The sequence below is a fragment of the Kordiimonas sp. genome (genome assembly GCF_965216265.1).
Lineage (GTDB): Bacteria > Pseudomonadota > Alphaproteobacteria > Sphingomonadales > Kordiimonadaceae > Kordiimonas.
Genome location: NZ_OZ244153.1, coordinates 2,245,746 through 2,266,519 on the forward strand (window position 1 = coordinate 2,245,746; position 20,774 = coordinate 2,266,519).

The following is a 20,774-nucleotide window of genomic DNA, read 5'->3' on the forward strand; positions in this document are numbered from 1 at the left end:
CTATGCAACGCTTTAAGCTTACCATTGAATATGACGGCCGCCCCTTTGTAGGCTGGCAGCGCCAGGACAACGGGCCGTCGGTACAGGCGGCGCTTGAGGATGCCTTCAAGGTTTTTGCGCCACACGAGGCGATCCGGGTTACCGGATCAGGGCGGACGGACGCGGGCGTGCACGCGCTTGGGCAGGTCGCCCATGTTGACCTCGAGCGCGTGATGAGTTCAGACCAGCTTCAGGGCGCGCTTAATTTTCACCTGAAACCCAACACGGTGGCGGTTGTGAAGGTTGAAGAAGTTCATGAAAGCTTCAATGCGCGTTTTGATGCGCTGAAGCGCCACTATACCTACCGTATTGCAAACCGCCGCGCGCCGCTCACATTTGATCGGGGCCTCAAGTGGCATGTGAAAACCCCACTGGACGCGGACGCGATGCATGACGCGGCCCAGGTATTAGTTGGTCAGCACGACTTCACAACTTTCCGACATGTACAGTGTCAGGCGAAAAGCCCGGTCAAGACCATGGATTACCTGAAGGTTGAGCGCGAAGGTGATGAAGTGCGTGTGCACGCTGGCGCGCGCTCGTTCCTGCATCACCAGATCAGGTCCATCACCGGTACGCTCAAGCTTGTGGGCGAAGGCAAATGGAGCAAGGCAGATGTGAAAGCGGCGCTGGACGCACGCGATCGTCAGGCGCTTGGCTTCAACGCGCCGCCTGATGGGCTCTATTTTGTGCGGGTCGAGTTTTCTGACTAGTTCAGAAACGTCATTTGTTGGCGTTGGGGAAATAAAACGAGACGATCAAGGTTATCAGCGGTAAAGCACCGATTTTAATGAGCTCGAAGATCGCCTTGAGGGCAGCATTATCTGGAGCAAACGCCCAACCAATAAAAACTCCCGCGATTATTATTGCCATGACAATCAAAACTTGGCGGGCAAGCTTGAGCCGTTCGGTTTCGTCTACAGATGTGACTGAACCCTCGGGCGCATATTGGTCTATGTCAAAGCTTGCGCCAGCACTGGTTTGATTACCGCTCATCAGATTCCGACAACCCGGCCAAGGACATCAAACTTTGAAGGATCGTCCTGGGTTTCCCTGACAATGCCCAGTGAATTACCCTTGCTTTTCTCTGTATCCGCCATGGCAAGAAGCGCGAATGCCCGGCGCATGGCTTCTGCTTTGCTGATGCCTTCGCGTTTCGCAATCTCGGTCAGGCGATTGTCGACATCTTTGGACAGATCAAGCGTTAATCGGGACATAACTTCACTCCTATATACACAGTGATTTTCAACTCACTACATACTGCATATATACTGCAAAATTACGGAATATTCAAGGCGACGCCGTTAAGCCGCGTTGGACGCTGGTTGCGCCAGCATGGCGTAGAGAGCGCTGGCGTCTGCGGTCACGCGCAGTTTGGACAATGTTTTTTCGTCCCGGAGCAGGCGCGAGATGCGCGCAAGCGCTTTCAGGTGATCAGCACCTGCGTCTGTGGGCGCGAGCAGCATGAACACGATATCCACGGGTACATCATCCACGCTGTCAAAATCGATCGGGTTGGCGAGTCGGGCAAAAAGGCCGGTGATGCGCTCAAGACCATCAATGCGGGCGTGCGGAATAGCAACGCCCTTGCCAACACCTGTGCTGCCAAGTCGTTCACGTTCCAGGAGCTTGTCGAATACCATACGGCTATCAAGCTCTAACGTGTCCGCAAGTTTGCGGGACAGTGCCTGAATAGTCTGTTTTTTACTCGATGCTCTAAAATCGGCGAGTACATGCTCAGCCGACAACAAATCTTCGATCTCCATGATCTCTCTTTCGTCCGGACCCAACCATGGTTGGGTCCGGTGGACCTCTCTGGCTTATTCCTATTCGCTTACCGCGGGCCTGTTTAGGCGGCTGTGCCCGGGCTTATCCACCCGATATTGCCGTCCTGGCGGCGGTAAACCACCTCTAGCGTCTCACTTTTCCGGTTGCGGAAGACAAAAGCATTGGCATCTGCCAAGTCCATCAGCATCACGGCATCACCCACAGATACGAGCGGAATTTCTTTTTTGCTCTCTGCGATGATGATCGGCTGATCATCTGCCCCATTGAGGGCTTCAGTGTCATCTTCCGTCTCCGGCGCGATAACTGTATCGCGGGCCAACTCAAGGGCCACATCGCGCTGCGGAGCGTGGTGGTGGTTCTTAAGGCGTCGTTTGTATCGACGCAACTGTTTTTCTATTTTCTCTGTCGCGTTCTCAAATGCGACGTAGGGCTCGTCCGCCTCTCCTCTAGCCTGAAGGCTGATTCCTTGATTGGCGTGAAGCGATATGTCTACTCGGTAGAGGTGCCCTTCTTTCACGAATGTGGTTGTTGAATCAATGGTGCGGCTGAAATATTTTTCTGCGACTGCTTCGAGGCGTTCTTCAACATGGCTGGTGAGTGCTGCGCCTACATTCATTTTCCGTCCGGTAACATTGATATCCATAGGTGCCAATCATCCTTTCTACAGCTGCCGGGGAGGCAGCTTTATTGACAATACGAGCCGTGGTAGCCCGCGTTGCGACACGGTATTTCCGGTGCCTGTCCCCGTTTGACACCGGGGTCGCTGACGACCATTGCGGCCGACTAAATCAGCCTACCACAAAAGATGGTTTAAGTGTGGTTAATGGGAAATGATTTATGTCAAATTTTTGAAACTAAACGGGATTTGGTGAGCGCTTTTTTGGTGGCTTTTTGGAAAGCTATGAGCGACTCACGAGCCCATGTTCTTGAGGCGCCTGCGTTGTACCGATGACGGGATGCGTAACGCCTCACGATATTTGGCCACCGTACGGCGTGCGATATCGATGCCTTCGGCCTGCATCATCACAACCAATTTATCGTCAGAGAGGATTTTTTTCGGGCTTTCAGCGTCGATAAGCTCTTTCAGGCGGAATTTTACCGACTCGGACGAGTGCGCGTCCCCACCGTCGCCTGACGAGATGGACGAGGTGAAAAAATACTTCAGCTCAAACATACCGCGTGGGCACGACATGAATTTGTTGTTGGTCACGCGGGAGACCGTGCTTTCATGCATGTTGATCTCGTCCGCGATATCCTTGAGCGTAAGGGGCTTGAGGAATCGCACGCCATGCTCGAAAAAATGGCTCTGTGTTTTCACCAGCGCCGTTGAAACCTTGAGAATGGTGCGCGCGCGCTGGTCAAGTGCCTTCACCAGCCAGTTCGCGGAAGATACACAGTCGGAGACGAAGGTTTTGGCTTCTTTGCTGCCGCCCACATCGGAAAGCTCTGTCAGGTACTGCTGGTTTACAAGCACCTTGGGCAGGGTGTCGGTGTTCAGTTCCACAATCCAGCTGCCGGCGCGGTTCTTTTGCACAAAGATATCCGGCACCACAGGCTGCACGGACGTGCCACCGTACGCCAGCCCCGGTTTGGGGTTCAGCGCGCGGATTTCCTTGACCATATCGGCGATATCGTCCTGGTCCACGCCGCAGATGCGCTTGAGCGCCACCATGTCGCGCTTGGCCAACAGCTCAAGGTTATCAATCAGCGCTTCCATGGCCGGGTCAAAGCGGTCCAGCTCCTGCAGTTGAATGGCAAGGCATTCGCCGAGGCTGCGGGCAAACACACCTGAAGGTTCAAGCGTCTGCATCACAGTGAGTACGCGGTCCACATCTACATCTTCACAGCCCAACCGCTCGGCAATCTCGCCAAGGTCAGCGGCATTCAGATAGCCTGCTTCGTCCACAAGGTCGATCATATGGGTGGCAATCAGACGGTCAGCGGGGTTCTGTACCGCCACGGCCATCTGGCGCAAGAGGAAATCATGCAGGTTTTCTTCGCCCTCGAGCGTTTGATCAAGCCCACGGTCGTCAAACCCGCCGCCGCTGCCTTTAATCGCACCGCCGCCATCATAAGAAAGGCTGCCGGAGCTGGTTTCCGTGCTCACGCGGTCTGGCGCTGCATCACTGTTGTAAAGATTGGTTTCATAATCAGTATCAAGGGCGGAATCCGCGCTGGATGAGGTGTCTGTCGCGCTATCAAGGCCCCGGTCAGCGGCGACAATGCCGTCAGAGCCGTCCCCGCCACCATCACCACCTTCGCGCAGGTATTCATCATTTGCGGTGCCGCCGTGCTCACCGCCATCGTCGCCGGGAACACCGCCGTCACCCGGTTCGCCTACCTCAAGAAGCGGGTTGCGCTCAACCTCTTGCGCGACATAGTCGGCAAGTTCCAGATTATTGAGCTGCAATAGCTTGATCGCCTGCTGCAGCTGGGGTGTCATCACCAGCTGCTGGCTCTGTCTAAGATCAAGCCTTGGCGTTAAGGCCACAGTTGGTCCTCCTTAAAGGCTAAAGCTTTCACCCAAATAAACCCGTCTGACATCCGGGTCCTTGAGCACGGCCTCTGCGTTGCCTTCAAACAGCACATGGCCGTCGTAAATAATATAAGCGCGGTCAATGATATCGAGCGTCTCGCGCACGTTGTGATCGGTGATCAACACACCGATGCCCCGGTCTTTAAGGTGCGCGGTCAGGTCACGAATGTCGGCGATGGCGATCGGGTCGATGCCTGCAAAGGGTTCGTCAAGCAACACAAAGCTTGGGCGTGCCGCCAGCGCGCGCGCGATTTCGCAGCGCCGACGCTCCCCGCCTGAAAGCGCAAGTGCGGGTGTGTTGCGAAGGTGCGCGATGGAGAATTCTTCCAGAAGTTCGTTGAGCATCGCGTCTCTGAGCGCGCGGTCTTTCTCAACCACTTCCAGGATAGCGCGGATGTTTTCTTCTACTGTCATGCCGCGGAAGATTGATGTTTCCTGCGGCAGGTATCCGATGCCAAGCCGTGCCCTGCGGTACATGGGCAGATGGGTGATTTCAACACCGTCAAGCTCAACCCGGCCCCGGTCAGGGGCGATCAGCCCGGTGATGGAATAAAAGCATGTGGTTTTACCGGCGCCATTTGGCCCCAGAAGCCCGACAACCTCGCCCCGGTGCACGGAAAGGGATACGTCCCTTAAGACCGGCCGTCCACTATAGGCTTTGCCGATACCGCAAACATGCAACCCTTCGCCAGCATTGGCGTCTGGCCCTTTTGTTTGTTGACTGCTTTCGCTGCCATCCATACTCGCTAACCATCCCTTTTGCGGGGCCTTCCCAGCCCGGCACTTAAAAGCGCCGGAAGACCTGCTTTCCCGTTTGGCTCATTTTATGCATAAGCCACCCTCAATAAACCATGAACATGGGCATCACGCCAGTGAAAAGCAATGGTTTCAGCTGGTATTATCTTAATCAATAAGGCTTGTGGCCAGCCGCATTGCCGCGCTCAGTTTGCATTAGCGCAGTGAAGCTGGTTTTGCGATGGCAGGCTGAATTTTATTGCTTTTCGTCCGGCTTCTTGGCGGAAGGCACGCTAAACTGGCCACGCACACGGCCGTCTTCGCTGGCGTTGCCATCCAGCTTCGCGAGGCCTGAGACGAGGTCGAACTCAAGCCGGTTGCCCCTGAGTGTAGAATCGCCCTGTGTGAACACAACATCACCGCCCAGCGTGATCAACCGCCGGTCCACATCATAAACGCCCCATTCACCGCTCAGTGTTTCACTGGCGGAGGTGAGTGTGACCGACCCTTCAGCATCGAGCCGGGAGATTGACGGGTTTTCCACGCCGTTTTCAGCCTGGTAAAACACAGTCAGCGTATCCGCGTTCAGGGTCATTTTGCCTTGCTTGACAGTCACAGCACCCTTGAAAATAGCCCGGCCTTCTTTTTGTTTCATCTCCAGCCGTTCGGCAGAGATATCAATGGCCTGATAGGTGTCATGGCTTTTGAGAACCGATTGCGCCAGCAAAGGTGATGCCATTGCACACAGGGTAGCAGTCAGGATTGCAGTGGCTAGGCTGACTTTTTGGAAAAGCTTTTTCATATCTGTTCTCATGTGCCTGCGAACTCGGTTTCGCTGTTGGGTGTATTGCTTGGCTGGCTGGTAAGCCGTGGCGCTTTGGGGCCGTCCTGCGCCGGACGTTGGGGCACAAGGTGCAGCCTGACGCCGCCCTCAAAAACACCTTCGTGGGTATCGATCAGCACTTCCATGCTGCCAGCTTCAAGCTGTCCCAACTCAGACGCGCCTTTGATTTTGCCGGTGCCTTTGGCTGTGTGGGCCTTGAGGTCCACTTCCGCGCCGTCCATCTCCAGTTGATAACCTGCCGCAGACCGCACAGAAACGCCGCCGATAAGTTCAAGCGTGCTTTCTTTCATGCGGTATATGCCGGTGCGGGCATGCACAAAGGCGGGCAGGTCGGGCTGCAACTCCATTCGCGCACGGATATCGCTTAGCCGAATTATGGGCGCGTTTGCATCTTCCTGCTGGCCAGCGCTGGCTTCAATGCGGAACAGGCGGTTGCCCGTATCTGTGCCCACATAGCGCAAGTTGGTCATATGCACGACGCTTGAGGTTTTGGCCACTTCCTCGCGTGAGAGAGTGAAGCTGACCTCGGTTTCATTGATGAAGGGCCATAGAATGGTAACACTGCCCAGCACCAGCGCGCAGATGGGTAGCACAAGCCGCATGACAATAATGAAGCTGTCCCAGTGGCGCCCGACGGGCACGATCTTCATCGGCCCCAAGGCCGCACGCGCGCGTTCCCGTGCCGTGGTAGCGCTGCCAAAATGTTCAGACTTCATCTGCGACATCAACTCATTTGCCTTAGTGCGAGAAAATATCCATCGGCTCAAACCCCTTGAGGTCGAGCGCGGCGCGGGTCGGCAGAAAAGCGAAAGCGGCTTCGGCCAGAGCTGTACGCCCCTCGCGTGCCAGCATCATATCAAGCTTTTCCTTGCAGGCATGCAGGTAAAGCACATCAGAGGCCGCATAGTCTTTTTGCGCGTCTGATATCTCGTCCGCACCCCAGTCGCTTGATTGCTGCTGTTTATCAAGGTCCACACCGGCAAGCTCGCGGCACAGGTCCTTGAGGCCGTGACGGTCCGTATAGGTGCGCACAAGTTTGCTGGCGATCTTGGTGCAGTATATCGGCGCCGTGTCCACACCCAGATAAGCTTTCATCACAGCCACATCAAAACGCGCGAAATGGAAGATCTTGAGCACATCCGGATTGGTCAGCAGCGCCTTCAGGTTCGGGGCATCATACATGCCCTTTTTGAAGCGCACGAGGTGAGCATTGCCGTCCCCGCTTGAAAGCTGCACCACACAGAGCCTGTCCCGGTGAGGCAGAAGGCCCATGGTTTCGCTGTCAATCGCGACGGACGCGCCAAAGTCCAGCCCGCTTGGCAGGTCGCCCTCGTAGAAGTGGATGGCCATGATGTCTCCCAATCTTTTTGCTTGCCTGCTCTCCTGACAGGATATGTCAGGCAATGTCCATATTATAGAGACCCTTATGGCAGAAAAAAGGACTATATGCACCCGTGACTTATTTGCGCATGTGAGGGCGGGTATACGGGAATGAAATCTTGCCACAGCTAAAGAATACGCTACCTCTAAGGCGCACATGAAGTTCAGATTATCAGGAAGGTTTGATCATGCAGGAACGGCTTTTTGGCGACATTCTCGGCGATGTGGACAGCGCGGATGCTGTTGCAACGCTGACACCAGGCTGGATGCAGGGTCGCGCAGCATATGGCGGGCTTGTGGGCGGCCTGCTGGTGGCTGGCATGAACAGGGCGCTGAGCACACCAAAGCCTATGCGTTCGCTGATGGTATCCTTTGTGGGGCCCGCGCCTGCGGGTGAAGTACAGGTGGTCTCAAGCGTGCTGCGTGAAGGGCGTAATGTCACCCAAGCCACATCGCAGGTGCGTGCGGGTGATGCGGTGTGCGCGCAAGCCATGGCGTCTTTTGGGGATGCGCGGGACACCAAAGCCGCAGCCCCCAACGTGGCGTTCAACCCGGAACCGCGTGACAGCGTGCCACCTCTTCAGGGGGCCGGGCGCCTTCTGCCGCCCTTCCTGCAGTATTTTGATGGTCACTGGACCGGGGGCGGCGTGCCCATGTCGAACACAGGCGACCGCCGCCTTGGCATGTGGGTGAAACACAAAAGCGACATGAGCGCTTACCCTGCAGAAGCGCTTGTGGGCCTTGCGGACATCCCGCCACCGGTGATGATGTCGCACTACAACAAACCGGTGATGGCAAGCTCGCTCAGCTGGTCGCTTGAGTTTCTCATGCCGCCGGCGGACGTGAAAGCCGACTGGTTCTACCTTGATTATACGCTTGAAGCAGCGAAGGACGGCTACAGCCAGCAATCAGGCATGCTGTTTACCGAAGCTGGTGAACTGGTGGCCCTTTCCCGCCAGTGCATGGTCTATTTCGAATAGGGCTCTTGCGCGGGTTAAGGCATCACCGGCACATCAAGGCCAACCTTGGTGCGGCTCATGACAACAGAGGTGCGAAAGCGCCGCACATTGCCATTTTCAAAAAACAGGCGGTGGGTAAGTGCCTCGAACGCCTGCATGTCTGCGGCCGTGCACACAAGCACAAAATCCGCCTCCCCGGTCACATAATAACACTGCTGAACCGCGCTTTCCCTCGCTGCCATGCGGCGGAAAGCATCAAGCTGGTCGATACGTTCACGTTCCAGCTCCACCAGCACGATGAAGGTCATATCCTGCCCAAGTGCTTTTTGGTTCAGCACCGCAATCTCGCGCTCAATCACGCCGGATGCCCTGAGTTTCTTGAGCCTGCGCTGCACGGAAGGGGTTGAAAGGCCGCAAGCATCCGCCAGGTCGTTGATCGAGGTGGTGCTGTCCCGCTGCAATTCAGCAAGCAGGATACGGTCCGCATGGTCAAGGTCGGTCATCATAATATCTATCGATCACTTTTTGCCATTGTATGATCAAAAATAGTCACACAAATAGCAATGCGCGCGCAATATATATCGCCATAGCGCGGTATATTCATGCCCGACAAACAACAGGGCGCGCTTATGCAGGTTTCACCTTCAATCCATCAAACTGTGTTCAAACCGGATGTTGCACGGGCGCGTGCGACTATGGCGCAGTGTGCGCTTTATGCGCCAACACCGCTCATCACCGTGAAGGCGCCAAATGGCAGCGGCATATATATCAAGGACGAAACCGGCAGGCTGGGCCTTGGTGCTTTCAAGGGCCTTGGTGCCATCTATGCAGTGGCGCAGCTTCTTGCTGGCCTTCTCGGCCAACAGCGCCGGGTGCTGTGGCCCGCAATGGAGCGGCTTGGCGATGCAGAGAACGCCGCGCTCAGCGGTGTGACCCTCGTGTGCGCAAGCGCGGGCAACCACGGTATGGCGGTGGCAAAAGCCGCGCAGATATTTGGCGTGCGCGCAAAGGTGTTCCTGCCGGAAAGTGCGCCTGAAAGCTTCGCCCGTCGCCTCGCAGGTCTGGGCGCAGAGGCTGTGATCGCGGGCACCACCTATGAAGACGCCTGTGCCGCCGCTGCGAATGCCGCAAAGGCCGCAAAGGGTAACAAGGTTTTCCTCGTGGCGGATTTTTCTATCGCAAACGACGAAACTACCCCCGCGCTTGTGATGGAAGGATACCAGATACTGGCGAGCGAGCTGGAGCAGGTGTTTGCGGGCACTGGCATCTGGCCCACCCATGTTTATTTGCAGGCGGGTGTGGGCAGTTTTGCGGCCGCTACCGCGCGTTACATTCGCCTGCACTGGCCCATGCAGCCCACCATCATCATCGTTGAGCCTGACGTTGCGCCGTGCCTGAGGGCAAGCGCAAGTGCTGGCAGACTGACGGTGGTTGCAGACCCGCGGGCCTCGCTCATGCACCGACTGGACTGCAAGGTTCCCTCAAGCCTTGCGGTGGATGTGCTGGCTCATGCTGATGTGCACTACCATACGGTGAGCGATGAGGCCGCGGTCCGCGCCGTGCAGGCGCTTCATGGCTCTGGTATGGTCACAACCCCCTCGGGTGCGGCGGGTTATGCAGCCATCCTTTCCGATGTTGAAACAGGCAGGCTTGGCGGCAATGACCGGCCCCTGTGTGTTGTAACCGAAGGGGCTGAAAGCGCCCCATGCTCGTAAACCCCAACCCCAAATAAGCTCATCTCTATATATAAGAAAGACAGCAAGAATGATCGATCATCTGGAAATCAAAACAAGCGACCTCACAGCCACAGTGGCGTTTTATAAAACCACGCTTGCGCCGCTGGGCTACAGCCAAACGGTGGACGGCCCGGCAAAGGGATTTGGGGACGGCATATCGCTTGATTTTTTTGTGCTTGAAGGCACACCGTCCACAGACGTGCACTATGCCTTTCGCGCGCCCGACCGCGCCACAGTAGACCTGATCTATGAAGGCGCTTCAAAAACCGGGTTGACGCTTGACCGCGCGCCTGCGCTCGCGGCTCATATTCACCCGAATTATTACGCGGGCTATCTTCGTGACCCGGATGGCCGGTTGGTTGAATTTGTGTGCCACGAAGCAGAGTAGGGGCTGCGGCCTCTAGCTAAAGGGTAACGGCTGCGTTTTATATAGCTTTACCGGAATGCCACCGTGTGAAAACGCGGTGGTATTTTTGCCAAACCGCAGGCCGGTTGCTTTCGCAAGCTCACGCGAGTTGGTCACAAGCCCCACGCGCCAACCGCCAAAGCGGGCCGCAAGCGTTGCCCCTAATGAGCTGTATAGCGAGGTAAGTTTTTTCACATCGCCAATACGCGCACCATAGGGTGGGTTGATGATCACGAGGCCTGCCTCGCCTTCAGGGCAGGCAAGCTCGCTGATGCTCTGGCGGGAGAAGGCTGTCATGCCCATAACACCCGCGCGCTCCGCATTCGCGGTGCTCATCTTGATGGCGCCTGAATCCCGGTCAAAACCAAAGAAGCGCACATCACTTGTGGCATCATCCAAGATGCTGTTGGCTTTCATGGTTTGCCACGCCTTGGCATCAAAGGTTTTCAGTTGTTCAAAAGCAAAATCTCGGCTGCGGCCGGGCGTGAGGCCCAGCGCCATTTCCGCCGCTTCAATCACAAAGGTGCCAGAGCCACACATGGGGTCTACCACTGGCTCACCACCTGTGAAACCGCATTCCATCAACAGAAGCGCGGCCAGATTTTCGCGCATCGGCGCTTTGTTCACCGCTTCCTTGTGGCCGCGTTTGTGCAACAACTCGCCAGACGTATCCACGCTGATGGTGCACATATCGTCAAATATGCGCGCCTTGATACATACGTTGGCTTCAGTTGAGATTTCCACCCCCAGTGACGCACGGATCGCTTTTTCAATGCGTTCTGCGGCAGCCTTGTCATGATAGATGCGGGATTTTTTGCACGTTACATCCACCCGCACCGGCACATCTGCGCTGAGCGTCTCGCCCCACGGGAAAGCGCGCGCGCGTTTATCAAGCTTGGCCAAATGCTGCACCCGAAAGCTGCCGAGCCGCACCAGCACTTTGCTGGTGCCCCTCAGTTCAAGGTTTGCGCGCCATACCTCAGGCCACCCGCCGGTGACGGTTACACCGCCCGGCGTGGATTTGGCGTTTTTGAAGCCTTTGCTGTGCGCCTCGCGCTGCAGGGCAGTTTCAAGCCCCGGCACGGTGGCGAGGAATATCTCAAGCGGCTCACTCTTTGTGGGTGTGTCTGTTGTCATGGCGCATAGGTACTCGCTTTCCGCAGCCCCGTCGATAGTTTGATGCGGGGGCCCTCATCTATTCTGTATCAAGCAGTTTCAGATATATATTCCTGAATTCAACCGGGTGGCTCTCCGCCTGAAACGCGATGTAACCTTGGCTTAGGTCCGCTAAAGCGGGCTTGAGGTTCCGGGTATCCGGCTCAAGCAGGTCATATTGCGGGTGGCTGTATTCCATTACCAGCTCCCCGTTGATAAGGTGCTGGATAAGCGCGCCACCCCTCACCACCACTTCTGCATGCACCCAATCATCGCCTGTGTGGGTGCCCGCGCGGGAGGTGATGCAATGGTCTTTCACCAGCTTCCCATCAATGTGGATATGGGTGCCGGGCGTGCACACATTGCCCGTTGGCCGTGCGTCACTGCCTTGCTGCCCCAACAGCTGCACCTCGATCGAGACAGGAAAGTCCTGATCGGTCGTCATGCTTTCGGGCGCTTGTGCGTGCACCATGACACCGCTGTTGCGAAACGCCCACCCTGGCGCGCCCGCTGTCTGGTGTCCCGTAAACCGGTATTCGAAACGCAGGCGATAGTTTGAATAGGGCGTTTGCCAGAAAAGGTGGCCAAAGCGTCCTTCAAAGGCCTGATAGTCATCATAGTTTGCGCGGATAACACCGTCTTCAACTCGGAAGGTATTTTTATAGTTCTCGCCAAGCGGACGCCCCGCAAACTTCATTTGCCAGCCAGACAGGTCTTTCCCGTTAAAGAGCGCCTGCCAGCCAGCGTCGTCTGCGTGAGCAGCGGTATTTTGTGCGGCCAGAAGCGAGCCCAGAACCGAGCCCAGAACCAGCGCCAACCCGAGCGGCGCATGTGCCCAGACAGTGCGTGAAAATGCGAGCAATTTTCCGGTGTTAGCCATGGTATTTCCTCCCCACATCTATGATGCAATACCACAAGTATCAGGCCTTGCCATCATACCTGTCCTCATTCGCGGCTGATGGCTTGGTGCACGGCAGGTCGCGCTGGTTTCAACAGTGCGTGATCGCTCTGGTGGCATGGTGCAGCCGGTGGTATGAAAATTTCAGGCTAGGCAGATCACTTATTGGAGCTTTTGATGACCGTTACGCTTAATCACACCATCATTCATGCCAGCGATAAAACAGCATCCGCCAAATTTTATACAAGCCTGCTAGGTCTTGCCTCCCATAAAAACCTTGGCCCTTTTGCCGTGGTGCAAGTGGGGGATACATCGCTCGACTTCATTGAAACCGATGAGGAAATTACCTCCCGGCATTTTGCCTTTCAGGTCAGTGAGGCGGAGTTTGACGATATTTTCGGCCGCATTCAGGCGCTCGAGTTGCCCATATGGGCTGACCCGTTCAAAAAACACCCGGGGGAGATCAATCACTGGGATGATGGCCGCGGTGTTTATTTCCCTGACCCGGACGGTCATTTGCTTGAGATTCTCACCCGCCCTTACGGCAGTGGTGGCCTTGAGGCTGAGCACGTAAACCCCCTACTGCGGTGATGGGGTAAAAGGGCGTACACATGAAAACTTTACCCCTCCGACAGCCGGAAACGGCAGATATAGACGCGCTGGCCCAGATTTGGTTCAGCGGATGGCAGGATGCACACTTGGGTATCCTGCCGCCTGAGCTGGCGCGGCACAGAACGCTTGAAAGTTTTCGCACGCGCCTTGCCCCTATGCTTTCAGAAACACGGGTTTCTGGGCCCATTGGTGCGCCGCTCGGTTTTGCCACGATCAGCGGGGATGAATTACACCAGCTGTATGTTTCCCGCGATGCGCGGGGCACAGGTCTTGCCGCCAAACTGACGCAGGACGCGGAAGCGCGTATCGCAGCCCAAGGCCATAAAACGGCCTGGCTCGCCTGCGGGATCGGGAACGAGCAGGCATCTCGGTTTTATGAGAAAGCTGGCTGGGTGCGCGTGGGTGTCGAGACCATTGAGCTCAATGTGCCAGAGGTATCCGGTGGTATCTTTCCGCTTGATATCTGGCGCTTTGAAAAACAGCTTTAGGGTCTGGTGATCTGCCCTGCGGCTCTCTTGTGGTTCCACATGTCCAAAGCTCACAGTAACTTTCCAAGCATACTTCGGTCTTTATCGAACCATTGATAAGGCGGCCGGTGATACCTGTGGTGCACCGTCAACCCTGTCCATCGTTCAACACGCCGGAGGCCACATGCTTAAAAGAATGAGCACCGTTTTATTTTCAGTCATGACAGTATTTTGGGGAGGATCAGCTGCCGTGGCAGAGACAGAACTTCAATCATTCAACCTGCGGGGTGCACCAGCCACAGCTGGCCAGCCTGGCCAACCCGGGCTTGCGCTCATGGTGCAAAGCGCGGGCGAGGTGCGGGGCACACCGGTGCTTTATATCCACGGGGCGACATTTCCGGCTGAGAATTCGATTTTTTTCCGCTTTGACGGCCGCTCATGGGCGGACGCGCTGAATGGTGCAGGCTTCTCAGTCTGGGCGCTTGATTTTGCAGGCTATGGCCGCTCGGAACGCTATAGCGAGATGATGCATGACACGCCGCCCGAAGGGGCGCCGCTTGGCCGTGCGCCGGAGGCTGCGCACCAGATTGAGCGCGCGGTGCGGGCGATCATGGACAACACAGGGGCCGCCAAGGTGTCGATCATTGCGCATTCATGGGGCACGATAGCGGCAGGAAAGTTTGCAGGCGACTACCCTGAGCTGGTGGACCGGCTTGTGCTTTTTGGCCCTGTCGCGCAGCGCAAGACCTTGGACGGTGTTCCGCCGCTTGGGCCCTGGCGCTTCATTACAGTGGAGGAGCAGAAGACACGTTTTATGGAAGACGTGCCAGAGGGTGAAGCGCAGGTACTGATAGAGGATGATTTCCCGGTATGGGCGGCGCTCTACCTGAAGGCAGATAAAACGAGCGCTTTGCGCACGCCCGCATCCGTCAAAACGCCAAATGGCCCGGTTGCAGACCTGATGAGCGCATGGTCGGGTAATATGCCTTATGACCCCGCTCGCATAACCGCGACCACACTGATTGTGCGCGGCGCGTGGGATAGCGTGTGCAACGACGGTGACGTGGCATGGCTCAAGCGTGCGCTTCAAAACTCACCCGAGGTCAGGGACGTTAAAATCCCTAAAGCAACCCACCTGATGCATCTGGAGACCGGCCGCGACGCGCTTTATAAAGCAGCGACGCGTTTCCTGCTGAAGACCTGAAGCGCCAGGCGGTTAGGGAGTTGGCGGCATGCTCGAGAAGGACCGCCATTTCTCACCTTGCCCCGCTTAGAATATTGAGTTGCCGTGAACGGAGCTTTCCGGTACCGGTTGCCCGACGCCCCAGTGCTCGACAAATTTCCCGCCTTCCATCCTGAAAATATGGATAACCGCATTGCCGCGAACGTCGGGCGTGCGCTGAAAATGCAGGTGAATCCAAACCAGATCACCGTCCGCAGATGCGCGCTTGATGTCCATTTTGGCGTTGGGGAATTTTTCAAACCGTTTTGCAAAATAGCCCAGAACGCCTTCCTTGCCGTCCGGCACGTGGGGGGAATGCTGGATATAGGTATTGCCAAAACATTCGCGCCCTGCGGTCTCGAGGTCAAATTCAACCTCCAACACTTCCATGCAATAAACAGCTTTTTCCAGATTGGCTTGTTCACGGGCTTCCTGGGTTTGTTCGTCTGACTGGCTGGCAGTTGTGAATACCGCGGCAAGGGCTGAGGCCGCGAGGGGTAAAAAGCGTCGTTTCATGGGTCTAGGGCTCCTGACGTGTTGAACTGTTGAGAAGCCAGCACTCTGGCTCCCGGAAAACGCCTGACCCTGTATAGCAGTGACTAAGGAGCCACCTTCCCCGGTGGCTAAAAGGGCACATAGCTTCCGGAGAGCACAATGGAACCTTAGTTTATTAACCGGTGATCCCTGCTCTCGTAATTTGGTGCATGAGCTTCACTCAGGCGGGACAAGGGGAGGCCAAAAACACAAAACCCGCCAGTTAAGGCGGGTTTTTGATTGGTGCCCAGAAGAGGACTCGAACCTCCACGTCCATACGGACACTAGCACCTGAAGCTTGTTAAGCGCTTAGATATTAAATGACGCTAATGCACAAAAAACAGCTTGTCGCTTCATAAGTGGCTGAAATATTTTAATTATATGGAGTGCAATTAATCAAATTAACATCAACTGATTTGGTGTGGGTTTACTCATTTGGATGAGTTGTGGTGCATTTTTGGTCTCAAAAAGATGCAGAAATTTCCCGATATTTCTTTGAATAATTAGTTCGACAAAAATTTGAATTTTTTCAATTAACTCTGCGACAGTATTGTGCTGATTTTAGATAAGTGCGGTGACATTCAATTTTACCTCTTCTCATGAAGAGTCTGGTCACCAGCGTCTCCAGGCTGTTGTGGATGGTTCGACCTGGTGTTTACCCCTTTTTTGGGGAACGACCTTCACCTACTTAGCAGAAATCTTCTTTTGGGCGTAGGGTGCTGTGCGGTGGCGAGGTAAAATGAGTTCCTCTTAAGGCAAGAGAGAGAATATAGAAGAACCAAATTTTTACTATATTCTAATTTGTAATGCATTTTAGTACATGTTATATTTTTTAAAATGCAAAATAATGAATTTATAATATGAACAAGAAAACACGAAAGTTTCCCATTTCTGTCCAACGCACACTGGCGAAACTTGGCGAAAACATCAGGGTTGCCCGCATCCAGCGCAAAATGACCGTCGCCGACCTAGCTGAACGCATGCAGGTGTCCGAAAGGACTGTGCTTGCCATTGAAGCCGGCAAACCCGGTGTGGCCGTTGGTAACGTCGCGGGCGCCTTGCTTGTCCTACAGGAGTTAAGCCAATTAGGCAGCATTCTCGACATGTCATCCAAGGACCCGATTGGTGATACAATTCGCAAGGAGCAATTACCGAAACGTGTTCGCAAGAAAAAGTCGATTGTTCAGAAGGACGATCCTGGAGCCGAACTGGACGAAGACGGTTATCTGACATTATGAGCAGCACCCAAAAACTGGGCGTCTATGTAGCGACCGATCCTACAAGGGTTGGCGATCTTCACTATACGACGGACGGTCCGCGGGAATTCAGCAAGTTCGTCTATAACCCCGCCTGGATGGCTAGTCCGACGGGGTTTCCTATCGCACCTCACATGCCCTTCTCTATTGCAGAGTACTACAATAGCAAAAACCGGGACGGTGGCATTTGCTTTCCCTCGCCCGTGCAAGATGCTTGTCCAGACAGCTGGGGCCGCGATCTGATTCGAAAGAGCCTGGGGCGCTATTGTACGGAGTTCGACTATCTGACAGAGATCAACGATCTCACCCGCCAGGGTGCTCTGCGTTTCAAACTCGAAGGTGATAGTCGCTATGTATCCTTCAAGGATCATGAAATTCCCCGCATCAATCGGGTCACGGACATCAGGGCTGTCATTGAGGAAATTGAGCGCAACCCCGATGTGGGCAGCGAAAAGCTGCGTGGTGTCGCTGGTAGCGGCCTTGGCGGGGCCAGGCCGAAGTCCGATGTGATTGACGACGATGGGAGTCTGTGGCTCGCAAAGTACACTTCTGTGCTGGATACAAAGCCGGTGGAAAGGGCGGAGGCTGGTACACTGCTTTTGGGCAAGAAGGTTGGCATTAACACAGCACATTTCCAACTGGAGGGAAAGCACGGGCCGTTACCGGTAACACTTCTTCGCCGCTTCGATCGTGATGCCCGAGGTGGACGGCGTCATTATATCTCCGGCCAGACCATGCTGGGCAGTGACATGGCCGTGGGCCATTCCTATCTCGATCTCCTGGAGGCGATGGGTACATTCAGTATGGACTTTCGCCGTGATGCTCGTGAGCTTTTCCGCAGGGTCGCCTATACGATACTGCTGTCTAACCACGATGATCATATGAAAAATCATGGATTTCTTATGCAGGACCGAGACAATCACTGGCGTCTGTCGCCAATGTTTGATGTGAACCCTCAACCTGAGAGAGCTGCGCATCTGGAAACAGCCATCGCACCAGGATCGAGCAATGAAGCATCGTTGGAACTTCTGTTTGACAATGCTGCCTTTTTCGCGTGGGAGGTCGACGAGGCAGTAACCATGGTCCACCACATGGCTCAGATCATCCGGGATCAGTGGCGCCCTATTATGGAAATGATGGGAATGAGTGGATCCGAGTGTCGCTATTATGCCCGTGCCATTGAGCATGACCAGATGGATTATGCACTGAAAGAACGCTATGCCGTTGTAGGTTTCTCACCGGAACCATAGTCAACCTGCGGCATCTATGACCTGCCCCTTTTGAAGTGATCCATTTTGTGGGAGAGGGCTTCACCTTATTCAGACCTTGAATAGGATGAAATCGCATGGATCGAAAAAGACCATATACACCTGAACCGATCATCACATGGTTGAGTGAAGCCGAGGCCGCCGCGCTTATCAATGCAGGCAATTTTGCGTTTTCTTGGCGGATTTCTATTTCCATCACCAACACTCTGTATATGGTCCTTTGTCTAATTTTTCTTCACTGTTTTTGGCAGCCTTGAGTCGGTGCATAGAAATCCAACCACTCATCTGTGGCCGCTCTGACACCTAACGAGATGACAGCACAGAAAGCAGTAAAGATCCCGGCGGCGTTTACTGACTGAAACCGGATTCCGATCGTGATGAGAACGTGGCTTATCAGCGTGTATTGCTGCTCTAGCAGTCGCTGGACACCGCATGTATTTGCGCAGCGATCCGTTCAACGTCGGGATGACGATCTTGCAGTCCAAGCTTTTTGAGGTCGTCACGCTTTTTCTCCAAACTCTCAATTTTCTCCATGCAGGTACCTTGTCCTGATGTTGCGGTGATAGCGAGTGGAAGGAGCCTTTCGGTGACGAGTTCTTGCAACTCAGAAAGCCGATCCGATAACGCGGTGTTCTCTTTCTTGAGCTGCGATACTTCGGCCTCTAGGCGCTGAATGCGGGTATTTATCTGTTCGGTAGTGCTAGTAACACTGAAACAAGGTGTTGAAATCGAAAGCAGCAAAGCAGTTGTGGCGATGATGGTGCGCATGGCTAGTTCCCCCCCCTTGGGCCATGAGCGCCCTTACGCCTCTGCTATGACCCATAAATGTTGCAAGGGAAAGCATATGGTGGGAAACTACAATTGTCTTGGCTTTTTGGCGCTGACTAGCTTGCGGCGCTTCTGCAGTAGTTCAACTTGGCAGATAAACCTGCGGTCAATACATTTTGATTGTATTGTATTTGCTTGCGAAAACGGTTCTCAACAATGACTTTTTTGCCAGTAGAACTAATGTAAGTAATTGCTTCCGGGCTTTTTTTTAGTCGGTTCTCAAGATGTGAAATGGCGCCTCTGTAGGCGAGAATATGCTGTACACATTGGGCCTTCGAGAAGCCAAAAGCAAGAGATGTGTTGCTTATTGATTTTTCTGCGTGTCCGCTTGCGGTCGCGGGGCAACCTGCCTGAAACAGGCCAGCAATACATACGAAGGTAACTAGGGTGTATTTCATTTCGCACCTCCTCAGCGAACTACAGATGGTACCATTTCTAAACATTGGATACCAGCGGACCAGACTATAAGCACAGTCATGACGATTTTTGATAGAATAGACTTGGTTGGCTGCCCCGCAAGGCGCTCGACAAAAGCGTTGGGGGACGCAAAAAGGCTGTAACCTCCATTGGACTTAAAATGCCGACAGATCTTTTAGCTGAAAAATGCGTCGCCGGATCCACCCGTGAGACAACTCGTCCGTTCGTATGGTCAGCCAACCAATCTTTTACGTGAGGAGAAATCAATGACCATTATTGGTGTAGACCTGCATAAACGTGATTTCACAGTGTGTTACAGGCGAAGTGAAGATGACCAGGTCACAAGAAAGTTTGACAACTCGGCTGATGGCATGGACGCGTTTCTAGGCACACTCTCCTGTGTCGACCGTGTGGCAGTTGAAGCCGTGGGTATTTCTCGTCGGTTTGTAAAGGCGGTTGGTCCAAGGGTCAGAGAAATCGTGTCGGTAGATGCCGCTCGAAATAATTTGGTTTCCCAATCCATCAAAAAGACCGATGCAAATGATGCCGCTCTACTCGCGTATGGGCTTGAAAAGGGAATTCTTCCGCTTTCCCGATTCCGATCAGAAGCGTCCCAGCAGCTTCGGTCCATTCTCGCCGCGCGTGACCTTCTGGTGATGACCCGCGTTAGAACAATGAACCTCCTAAACGTAGTTGCGGCTCGTAATGGATTTAATTTTCCACCATCCAAAGTCCGCCACCTTAACTGGCGCGGGTTAGTGGACCCTGAGAAGCTGGAGTTCGGCGATGCTGCGGCTTGGCGAGCCCTTAACCGGCATATGGAAACCCTGCGAGCGGATATCAATGAACTGGACAAACAAGCGATAGCAGCAAGTGAGCTGTTTGAGGGGAATTCGGCACTGTCAGCTTTGCCAGGCTTTGGCCCGGTTACAGTCGCAACGCTTTTGGCATACATCGACAATATTGACGACTTCCCCAGCGCCAAATCATTGGTCGCTTATTTTGGTATTGCACCTCGTACGCGGATATCAGCCGGCGAACCCATCCCGAACAGGAAGTTTGGTAAGTTCCGGGCCGGCGCAATAACCAGAACGGGTGACAGCCGGGCTCGCTCTGCAATCATCATGGCCGTTAACCGGGTGTTTTGCCAAAACGAGAGCCTGAGGGAGTTCTACGAGCGCATCAAGGGTCGCAAGGGTTACCGCAAGGCACGCACGGCGGCCGCCCGAAAGCTGCTGTGCCTTGTGTATTTCATGCTTAAAAACCGCAAAAGTGTACAGGATTTTGCCTCAGTGAATTTCTCCAGGCCATTTGAACACCAGAAATGCTTCTTGTACTGAAAAGATAGGCAATCGTTGATAATAATGCTCAGATCGCCAATATTGCAGTTAGGTTTACCAACCGAGCCATAACCTCCACACCGTCATGGATGTTGACGGGCTTGACCTCGACAAGGGTGCACATTGTATAGTGCCGCTTGAATGTTCATGTCAGCGCTAACATTCCGGGACCGTCGACTAAAATTGCATCACATGCGAGATGGAAACGAGAATAGAAGTTAGCTGTTTTGGTCACCATTGATTAGCTGCGTTATCAAATCCAACAGCTTACGCAGGAAGTCCGTATGCTGCCTTCCTCATAATATCTTCTGCTGGGTGAGCGCCGATATCTGTTCGTGCCTTTTTGAAACGACTGGC

The 20,774-nt window shown here is 54.5% G+C and carries 25 protein-coding genes; 10 read left to right on the top strand and 15 right to left on the bottom strand.

Annotated features, from left to right (window positions below; translation table 11 throughout):
* Positions 1-2 precede the first annotated feature (2 nt).
* A complete protein-coding gene (truA, locus tag ACOOGA_RS10370) occupies positions 3-749 on the top strand; it encodes a tRNA pseudouridine(38-40) synthase TruA (protein ID WP_417459475.1) in 747 nt (248 codons plus the stop codon).
* Between the two features lie 10 nt (positions 750-759).
* On the opposite strand, the gene ACOOGA_RS10375 is transcribed toward truA, so the two are convergent.
* From ACOOGA_RS10375 to ACOOGA_RS10415, 9 genes are all read right to left on the bottom strand, one after another.
* Positions 760-1,032 (bottom strand): hypothetical protein, encoded by a 273-nt coding sequence (locus tag ACOOGA_RS10375; RefSeq protein ID WP_417459476.1) that lies wholly within the window; start codon positions 1,030-1,032, stop codon positions 760-762.
* Positions 1,032-1,253, bottom strand: coding sequence for a ribbon-helix-helix protein, CopG family (locus tag ACOOGA_RS10380; protein ID WP_417459477.1), 222 nt, complete (start codon positions 1,251-1,253; stop codon positions 1,032-1,034). Before ACOOGA_RS10380 ends, ACOOGA_RS10375 begins: the two co-directional genes overlap by 1 nt.
* Positions 1,254-1,340: 87 nt before the next feature.
* Complete coding sequence (ptsN, locus tag ACOOGA_RS10385) at positions 1,341-1,802, bottom strand: PTS IIA-like nitrogen regulatory protein PtsN (RefSeq protein ID WP_417459478.1); 462 nt, start codon at positions 1,800-1,802, stop codon at positions 1,341-1,343.
* Positions 1,803-1,885: 83 nt separating this feature from the next.
* Positions 1,886-2,467, bottom strand: coding sequence for a ribosome hibernation-promoting factor, HPF/YfiA family (hpf, locus tag ACOOGA_RS10390; RefSeq protein ID WP_417459479.1), 582 nt, complete (start codon positions 2,465-2,467; stop codon positions 1,886-1,888).
* A gap of 267 nt (positions 2,468-2,734) precedes the next feature.
* Positions 2,735-4,267, bottom strand: coding sequence for an RNA polymerase factor sigma-54 (gene rpoN, locus ACOOGA_RS10395; RefSeq protein ID WP_420428614.1), 1,533 nt, complete (start codon positions 4,265-4,267; stop codon positions 2,735-2,737).
* A 60-nt stretch (positions 4,268-4,327) separates the two neighbouring features.
* Positions 4,328-5,101: an LPS export ABC transporter ATP-binding protein gene (gene lptB / locus ACOOGA_RS10400; protein ID WP_417459481.1), complete on the bottom strand. Its 774-nt coding sequence runs from the start codon at positions 5,099-5,101 to the stop codon at positions 4,328-4,330.
* 250 nt (positions 5,102-5,351) lie between these two features.
* Positions 5,352-5,897 carry an LptA/OstA family protein gene (locus ACOOGA_RS10405; RefSeq protein WP_417459482.1) on the bottom strand — a complete coding sequence of 182 codons (546 nt, stop codon included), beginning with the start codon at positions 5,895-5,897 and terminating at the stop codon, positions 5,352-5,354.
* Between the two features lie 8 nt (positions 5,898-5,905).
* Positions 5,906-6,664, bottom strand: coding sequence for an LPS export ABC transporter periplasmic protein LptC (lptC, locus tag ACOOGA_RS10410; protein ID WP_420428616.1), 759 nt, complete (start codon positions 6,662-6,664; stop codon positions 5,906-5,908).
* Positions 6,665-6,677: 13 nt separating this feature from the next.
* Positions 6,678-7,289 (bottom strand): ribonuclease D, encoded by a 612-nt coding sequence (locus tag ACOOGA_RS10415; protein WP_417459484.1) that lies wholly within the window; start codon positions 7,287-7,289, stop codon positions 6,678-6,680.
* Positions 7,290-7,507: 218 nt separating this feature from the next.
* On the opposite strand from ACOOGA_RS10415, the gene ACOOGA_RS10420 reads away from it, so the two are divergent.
* The gene (locus ACOOGA_RS10420; protein WP_417459485.1) at positions 7,508-8,299 is read left to right on the top strand and encodes a thioesterase family protein; all 792 of its coding nucleotides are present in this window, start codon (positions 7,508-7,510) and stop codon (positions 8,297-8,299) included.
* 14 nt (positions 8,300-8,313) lie between these two features.
* On the opposite strand, the gene ACOOGA_RS10425 is transcribed toward ACOOGA_RS10420, so the two are convergent.
* Positions 8,314-8,784, bottom strand: a complete 471-nt coding sequence (locus tag ACOOGA_RS10425) for an Lrp/AsnC family transcriptional regulator (RefSeq protein WP_417459486.1) — start codon at positions 8,782-8,784, stop codon at positions 8,314-8,316.
* Positions 8,785-8,880: 96 nt separating this feature from the next.
* Between ACOOGA_RS10425 and ACOOGA_RS10430 the strand changes: the two genes are divergently transcribed.
* Together ACOOGA_RS10430 and ACOOGA_RS10435 are read left to right on the top strand one after the other, a co-directional pair.
* Positions 8,881-9,993, top strand: coding sequence for a pyridoxal-phosphate dependent enzyme (locus ACOOGA_RS10430; RefSeq protein ID WP_417459487.1), 1,113 nt, complete (start codon positions 8,881-8,883; stop codon positions 9,991-9,993).
* Positions 9,994-10,042: 49 nt separating this feature from the next.
* Positions 10,043-10,402: a VOC family protein gene (locus tag ACOOGA_RS10435; protein WP_417459488.1), complete on the top strand. Its 360-nt coding sequence runs from the start codon at positions 10,043-10,045 to the stop codon at positions 10,400-10,402.
* Between the two features lie 12 nt (positions 10,403-10,414).
* Here ACOOGA_RS10435 and ACOOGA_RS10440 read toward each other — a convergent pair whose 3' ends face one another.
* Both ACOOGA_RS10440 and ACOOGA_RS10445 read right to left on the bottom strand, forming a co-directional pair.
* Positions 10,415-11,557, bottom strand: coding sequence for a THUMP domain-containing class I SAM-dependent RNA methyltransferase (locus ACOOGA_RS10440; protein WP_417459489.1), 1,143 nt, complete (start codon positions 11,555-11,557; stop codon positions 10,415-10,417).
* 58 nt (positions 11,558-11,615) lie between these two features.
* Positions 11,616-12,455, bottom strand: a complete 840-nt coding sequence (locus ACOOGA_RS10445; RefSeq protein WP_417459490.1) for a 3-keto-disaccharide hydrolase — start codon at positions 12,453-12,455, stop codon at positions 11,616-11,618.
* A gap of 195 nt (positions 12,456-12,650) precedes the next feature.
* Here ACOOGA_RS10445 and ACOOGA_RS10450 point away from each other — a divergent pair, with 195 nt between their 5' ends.
* The 3 genes from ACOOGA_RS10450 to ACOOGA_RS10460 all read left to right on the top strand — a co-directional run bounded on the left by ACOOGA_RS10450 (position 12,651) and on the right by ACOOGA_RS10460 (position 14,756).
* Entirely contained in the window at positions 12,651-13,064 is a 414-nt protein-coding gene (locus ACOOGA_RS10450) for a VOC family protein (protein ID WP_417459491.1), read from the top strand.
* 20 nt (positions 13,065-13,084) lie between these two features.
* Entirely contained in the window at positions 13,085-13,573 is a 489-nt protein-coding gene (locus ACOOGA_RS10455) for a GNAT family N-acetyltransferase (protein ID WP_417459492.1), read from the top strand.
* 199 nt (positions 13,574-13,772) lie between these two features.
* Positions 13,773-14,756, top strand: coding sequence for an alpha/beta hydrolase (locus ACOOGA_RS10460; RefSeq protein ID WP_420428618.1), 984 nt, complete (start codon positions 13,773-13,775; stop codon positions 14,754-14,756).
* A gap of 66 nt (positions 14,757-14,822) precedes the next feature.
* Here the strand turns inward: ACOOGA_RS10460 and ACOOGA_RS10465 are convergent, their stop codons facing one another.
* Positions 14,823-15,290 (bottom strand): nuclear transport factor 2 family protein, encoded by a 468-nt coding sequence (locus tag ACOOGA_RS10465; RefSeq protein ID WP_417459494.1) that lies wholly within the window; start codon positions 15,288-15,290, stop codon positions 14,823-14,825.
* An 878-nt stretch (positions 15,291-16,168) separates the two neighbouring features.
* Here ACOOGA_RS10465 and ACOOGA_RS10470 point away from each other — a divergent pair.
* Entirely contained in the window at positions 16,169-16,546 is a 378-nt protein-coding gene (locus ACOOGA_RS10470; RefSeq protein WP_420428620.1) for a helix-turn-helix transcriptional regulator, read from the top strand.
* A complete protein-coding gene (locus ACOOGA_RS10475; protein WP_420428622.1) occupies positions 16,543-17,814 on the top strand; it encodes a type II toxin-antitoxin system HipA family toxin in 1,272 nt (423 codons plus the stop codon). The genes ACOOGA_RS10470 and ACOOGA_RS10475 overlap by 4 nt, the downstream gene beginning before the upstream one ends.
* A gap of 429 nt (positions 17,815-18,243) precedes the next feature.
* Here the strand turns inward: ACOOGA_RS10475 and ACOOGA_RS10480 are convergent, their stop codons facing one another.
* Both ACOOGA_RS10480 and ACOOGA_RS10485 read right to left on the bottom strand, forming a co-directional pair.
* Positions 18,244-18,600: a hypothetical protein gene (locus ACOOGA_RS10480; RefSeq protein ID WP_420428624.1), complete on the bottom strand. Its 357-nt coding sequence runs from the start codon at positions 18,598-18,600 to the stop codon at positions 18,244-18,246.
* Positions 18,601-18,716: 116 nt separating this feature from the next.
* The gene (locus ACOOGA_RS10485; RefSeq protein ID WP_420428626.1) at positions 18,717-19,058 is read right to left on the bottom strand and encodes a hypothetical protein; all 342 of its coding nucleotides are present in this window, start codon (positions 19,056-19,058) and stop codon (positions 18,717-18,719) included.
* A gap of 285 nt (positions 19,059-19,343) precedes the next feature.
* On the opposite strand from ACOOGA_RS10485, the gene ACOOGA_RS10490 reads away from it, so the two are divergent.
* A complete protein-coding gene (locus tag ACOOGA_RS10490) occupies positions 19,344-20,417 on the top strand; it encodes an IS110 family transposase (RefSeq protein ID WP_420428628.1) in 1,074 nt (357 codons plus the stop codon).
* The last annotated feature ends 357 nt before the right edge of the window (positions 20,418-20,774 follow it).

What these genes read in the sequence shown, in the direction of transcription:
- ACOOGA_RS10480 (WP_420428624.1), bottom strand. Translation starts at nt 18,600, where the DNA reads ATGCGCACCATCATCGCCACAACTGCTTTGCTGCTTTCGATTTCAACA.
- ACOOGA_RS10420 (WP_417459485.1), top strand. Translation starts at nt 7,508, where the DNA reads ATGCAGGAACGGCTTTTTGGCGACATTCTCGGCGATGTGGACAGCGCG.
- ACOOGA_RS10465 (WP_417459494.1), bottom strand. Translation starts at nt 15,290, where the DNA reads ATGAAACGACGCTTTTTACCCCTCGCGGCCTCAGCCCTTGCCGCGGTA.
- ACOOGA_RS10455 (WP_417459492.1), top strand. Translation starts at nt 13,085, where the DNA reads ATGAAAACTTTACCCCTCCGACAGCCGGAAACGGCAGATATAGACGCG.
- ACOOGA_RS10380 (WP_417459477.1), bottom strand. Translation starts at nt 1,253, where the DNA reads ATGTCCCGATTAACGCTTGATCTGTCCAAAGATGTCGACAATCGCCTG.
- truA (WP_417459475.1), top strand. Translation starts at nt 3, where the DNA reads ATGCAACGCTTTAAGCTTACCATTGAATATGACGGCCGCCCCTTTGTA.
- lptC (WP_420428616.1), bottom strand. Translation starts at nt 6,664, where the DNA reads ATGTCGCAGATGAAGTCTGAACATTTTGGCAGCGCTACCACGGCACGG.
- ACOOGA_RS10450 (WP_417459491.1), top strand. Translation starts at nt 12,651, where the DNA reads ATGACCGTTACGCTTAATCACACCATCATTCATGCCAGCGATAAAACA.
- ACOOGA_RS10460 (WP_420428618.1), top strand. Translation starts at nt 13,773, where the DNA reads ATGACAGTATTTTGGGGAGGATCAGCTGCCGTGGCAGAGACAGAACTT.
- ACOOGA_RS10405 (WP_417459482.1), bottom strand. Translation starts at nt 5,897, where the DNA reads ATGAAAAAGCTTTTCCAAAAAGTCAGCCTAGCCACTGCAATCCTGACT.
- ACOOGA_RS10415 (WP_417459484.1), bottom strand. Translation starts at nt 7,289, where the DNA reads ATGGCCATCCACTTCTACGAGGGCGACCTGCCAAGCGGGCTGGACTTT.
- rpoN (WP_420428614.1), bottom strand. Translation starts at nt 4,267, where the DNA reads ATGACACCCCAGCTGCAGCAGGCGATCAAGCTATTGCAGCTCAATAAT.
- ptsN (WP_417459478.1), bottom strand. Translation starts at nt 1,802, where the DNA reads ATGGAGATCGAAGATTTGTTGTCGGCTGAGCATGTACTCGCCGATTTT.
- ACOOGA_RS10430 (WP_417459487.1), top strand. Translation starts at nt 8,881, where the DNA reads ATGCCCGACAAACAACAGGGCGCGCTTATGCAGGTTTCACCTTCAATC.
- ACOOGA_RS10445 (WP_417459490.1), bottom strand. Translation starts at nt 12,455, where the DNA reads ATGGCTAACACCGGAAAATTGCTCGCATTTTCACGCACTGTCTGGGCA.
- ACOOGA_RS10425 (WP_417459486.1), bottom strand. Translation starts at nt 8,784, where the DNA reads ATGATGACCGACCTTGACCATGCGGACCGTATCCTGCTTGCTGAATTG.
- ACOOGA_RS10470 (WP_420428620.1), top strand. Translation starts at nt 16,169, where the DNA reads ATGAACAAGAAAACACGAAAGTTTCCCATTTCTGTCCAACGCACACTG.
- ACOOGA_RS10435 (WP_417459488.1), top strand. Translation starts at nt 10,043, where the DNA reads ATGATCGATCATCTGGAAATCAAAACAAGCGACCTCACAGCCACAGTG.
- ACOOGA_RS10485 (WP_420428626.1), bottom strand. Translation starts at nt 19,058, where the DNA reads ATGAAATACACCCTAGTTACCTTCGTATGTATTGCTGGCCTGTTTCAG.
- hpf (WP_417459479.1), bottom strand. Translation starts at nt 2,467, where the DNA reads ATGGATATCAATGTTACCGGACGGAAAATGAATGTAGGCGCAGCACTC.
- ACOOGA_RS10375 (WP_417459476.1), bottom strand. Translation starts at nt 1,032, where the DNA reads ATGAGCGGTAATCAAACCAGTGCTGGCGCAAGCTTTGACATAGACCAA.
- ACOOGA_RS10475 (WP_420428622.1), top strand. Translation starts at nt 16,543, where the DNA reads ATGAGCAGCACCCAAAAACTGGGCGTCTATGTAGCGACCGATCCTACA.
- ACOOGA_RS10440 (WP_417459489.1), bottom strand. Translation starts at nt 11,557, where the DNA reads ATGACAACAGACACACCCACAAAGAGTGAGCCGCTTGAGATATTCCTC.
- ACOOGA_RS10490 (WP_420428628.1), top strand. Translation starts at nt 19,344, where the DNA reads ATGACCATTATTGGTGTAGACCTGCATAAACGTGATTTCACAGTGTGT.
- lptB (WP_417459481.1), bottom strand. Translation starts at nt 5,101, where the DNA reads ATGGATGGCAGCGAAAGCAGTCAACAAACAAAAGGGCCAGACGCCAAT.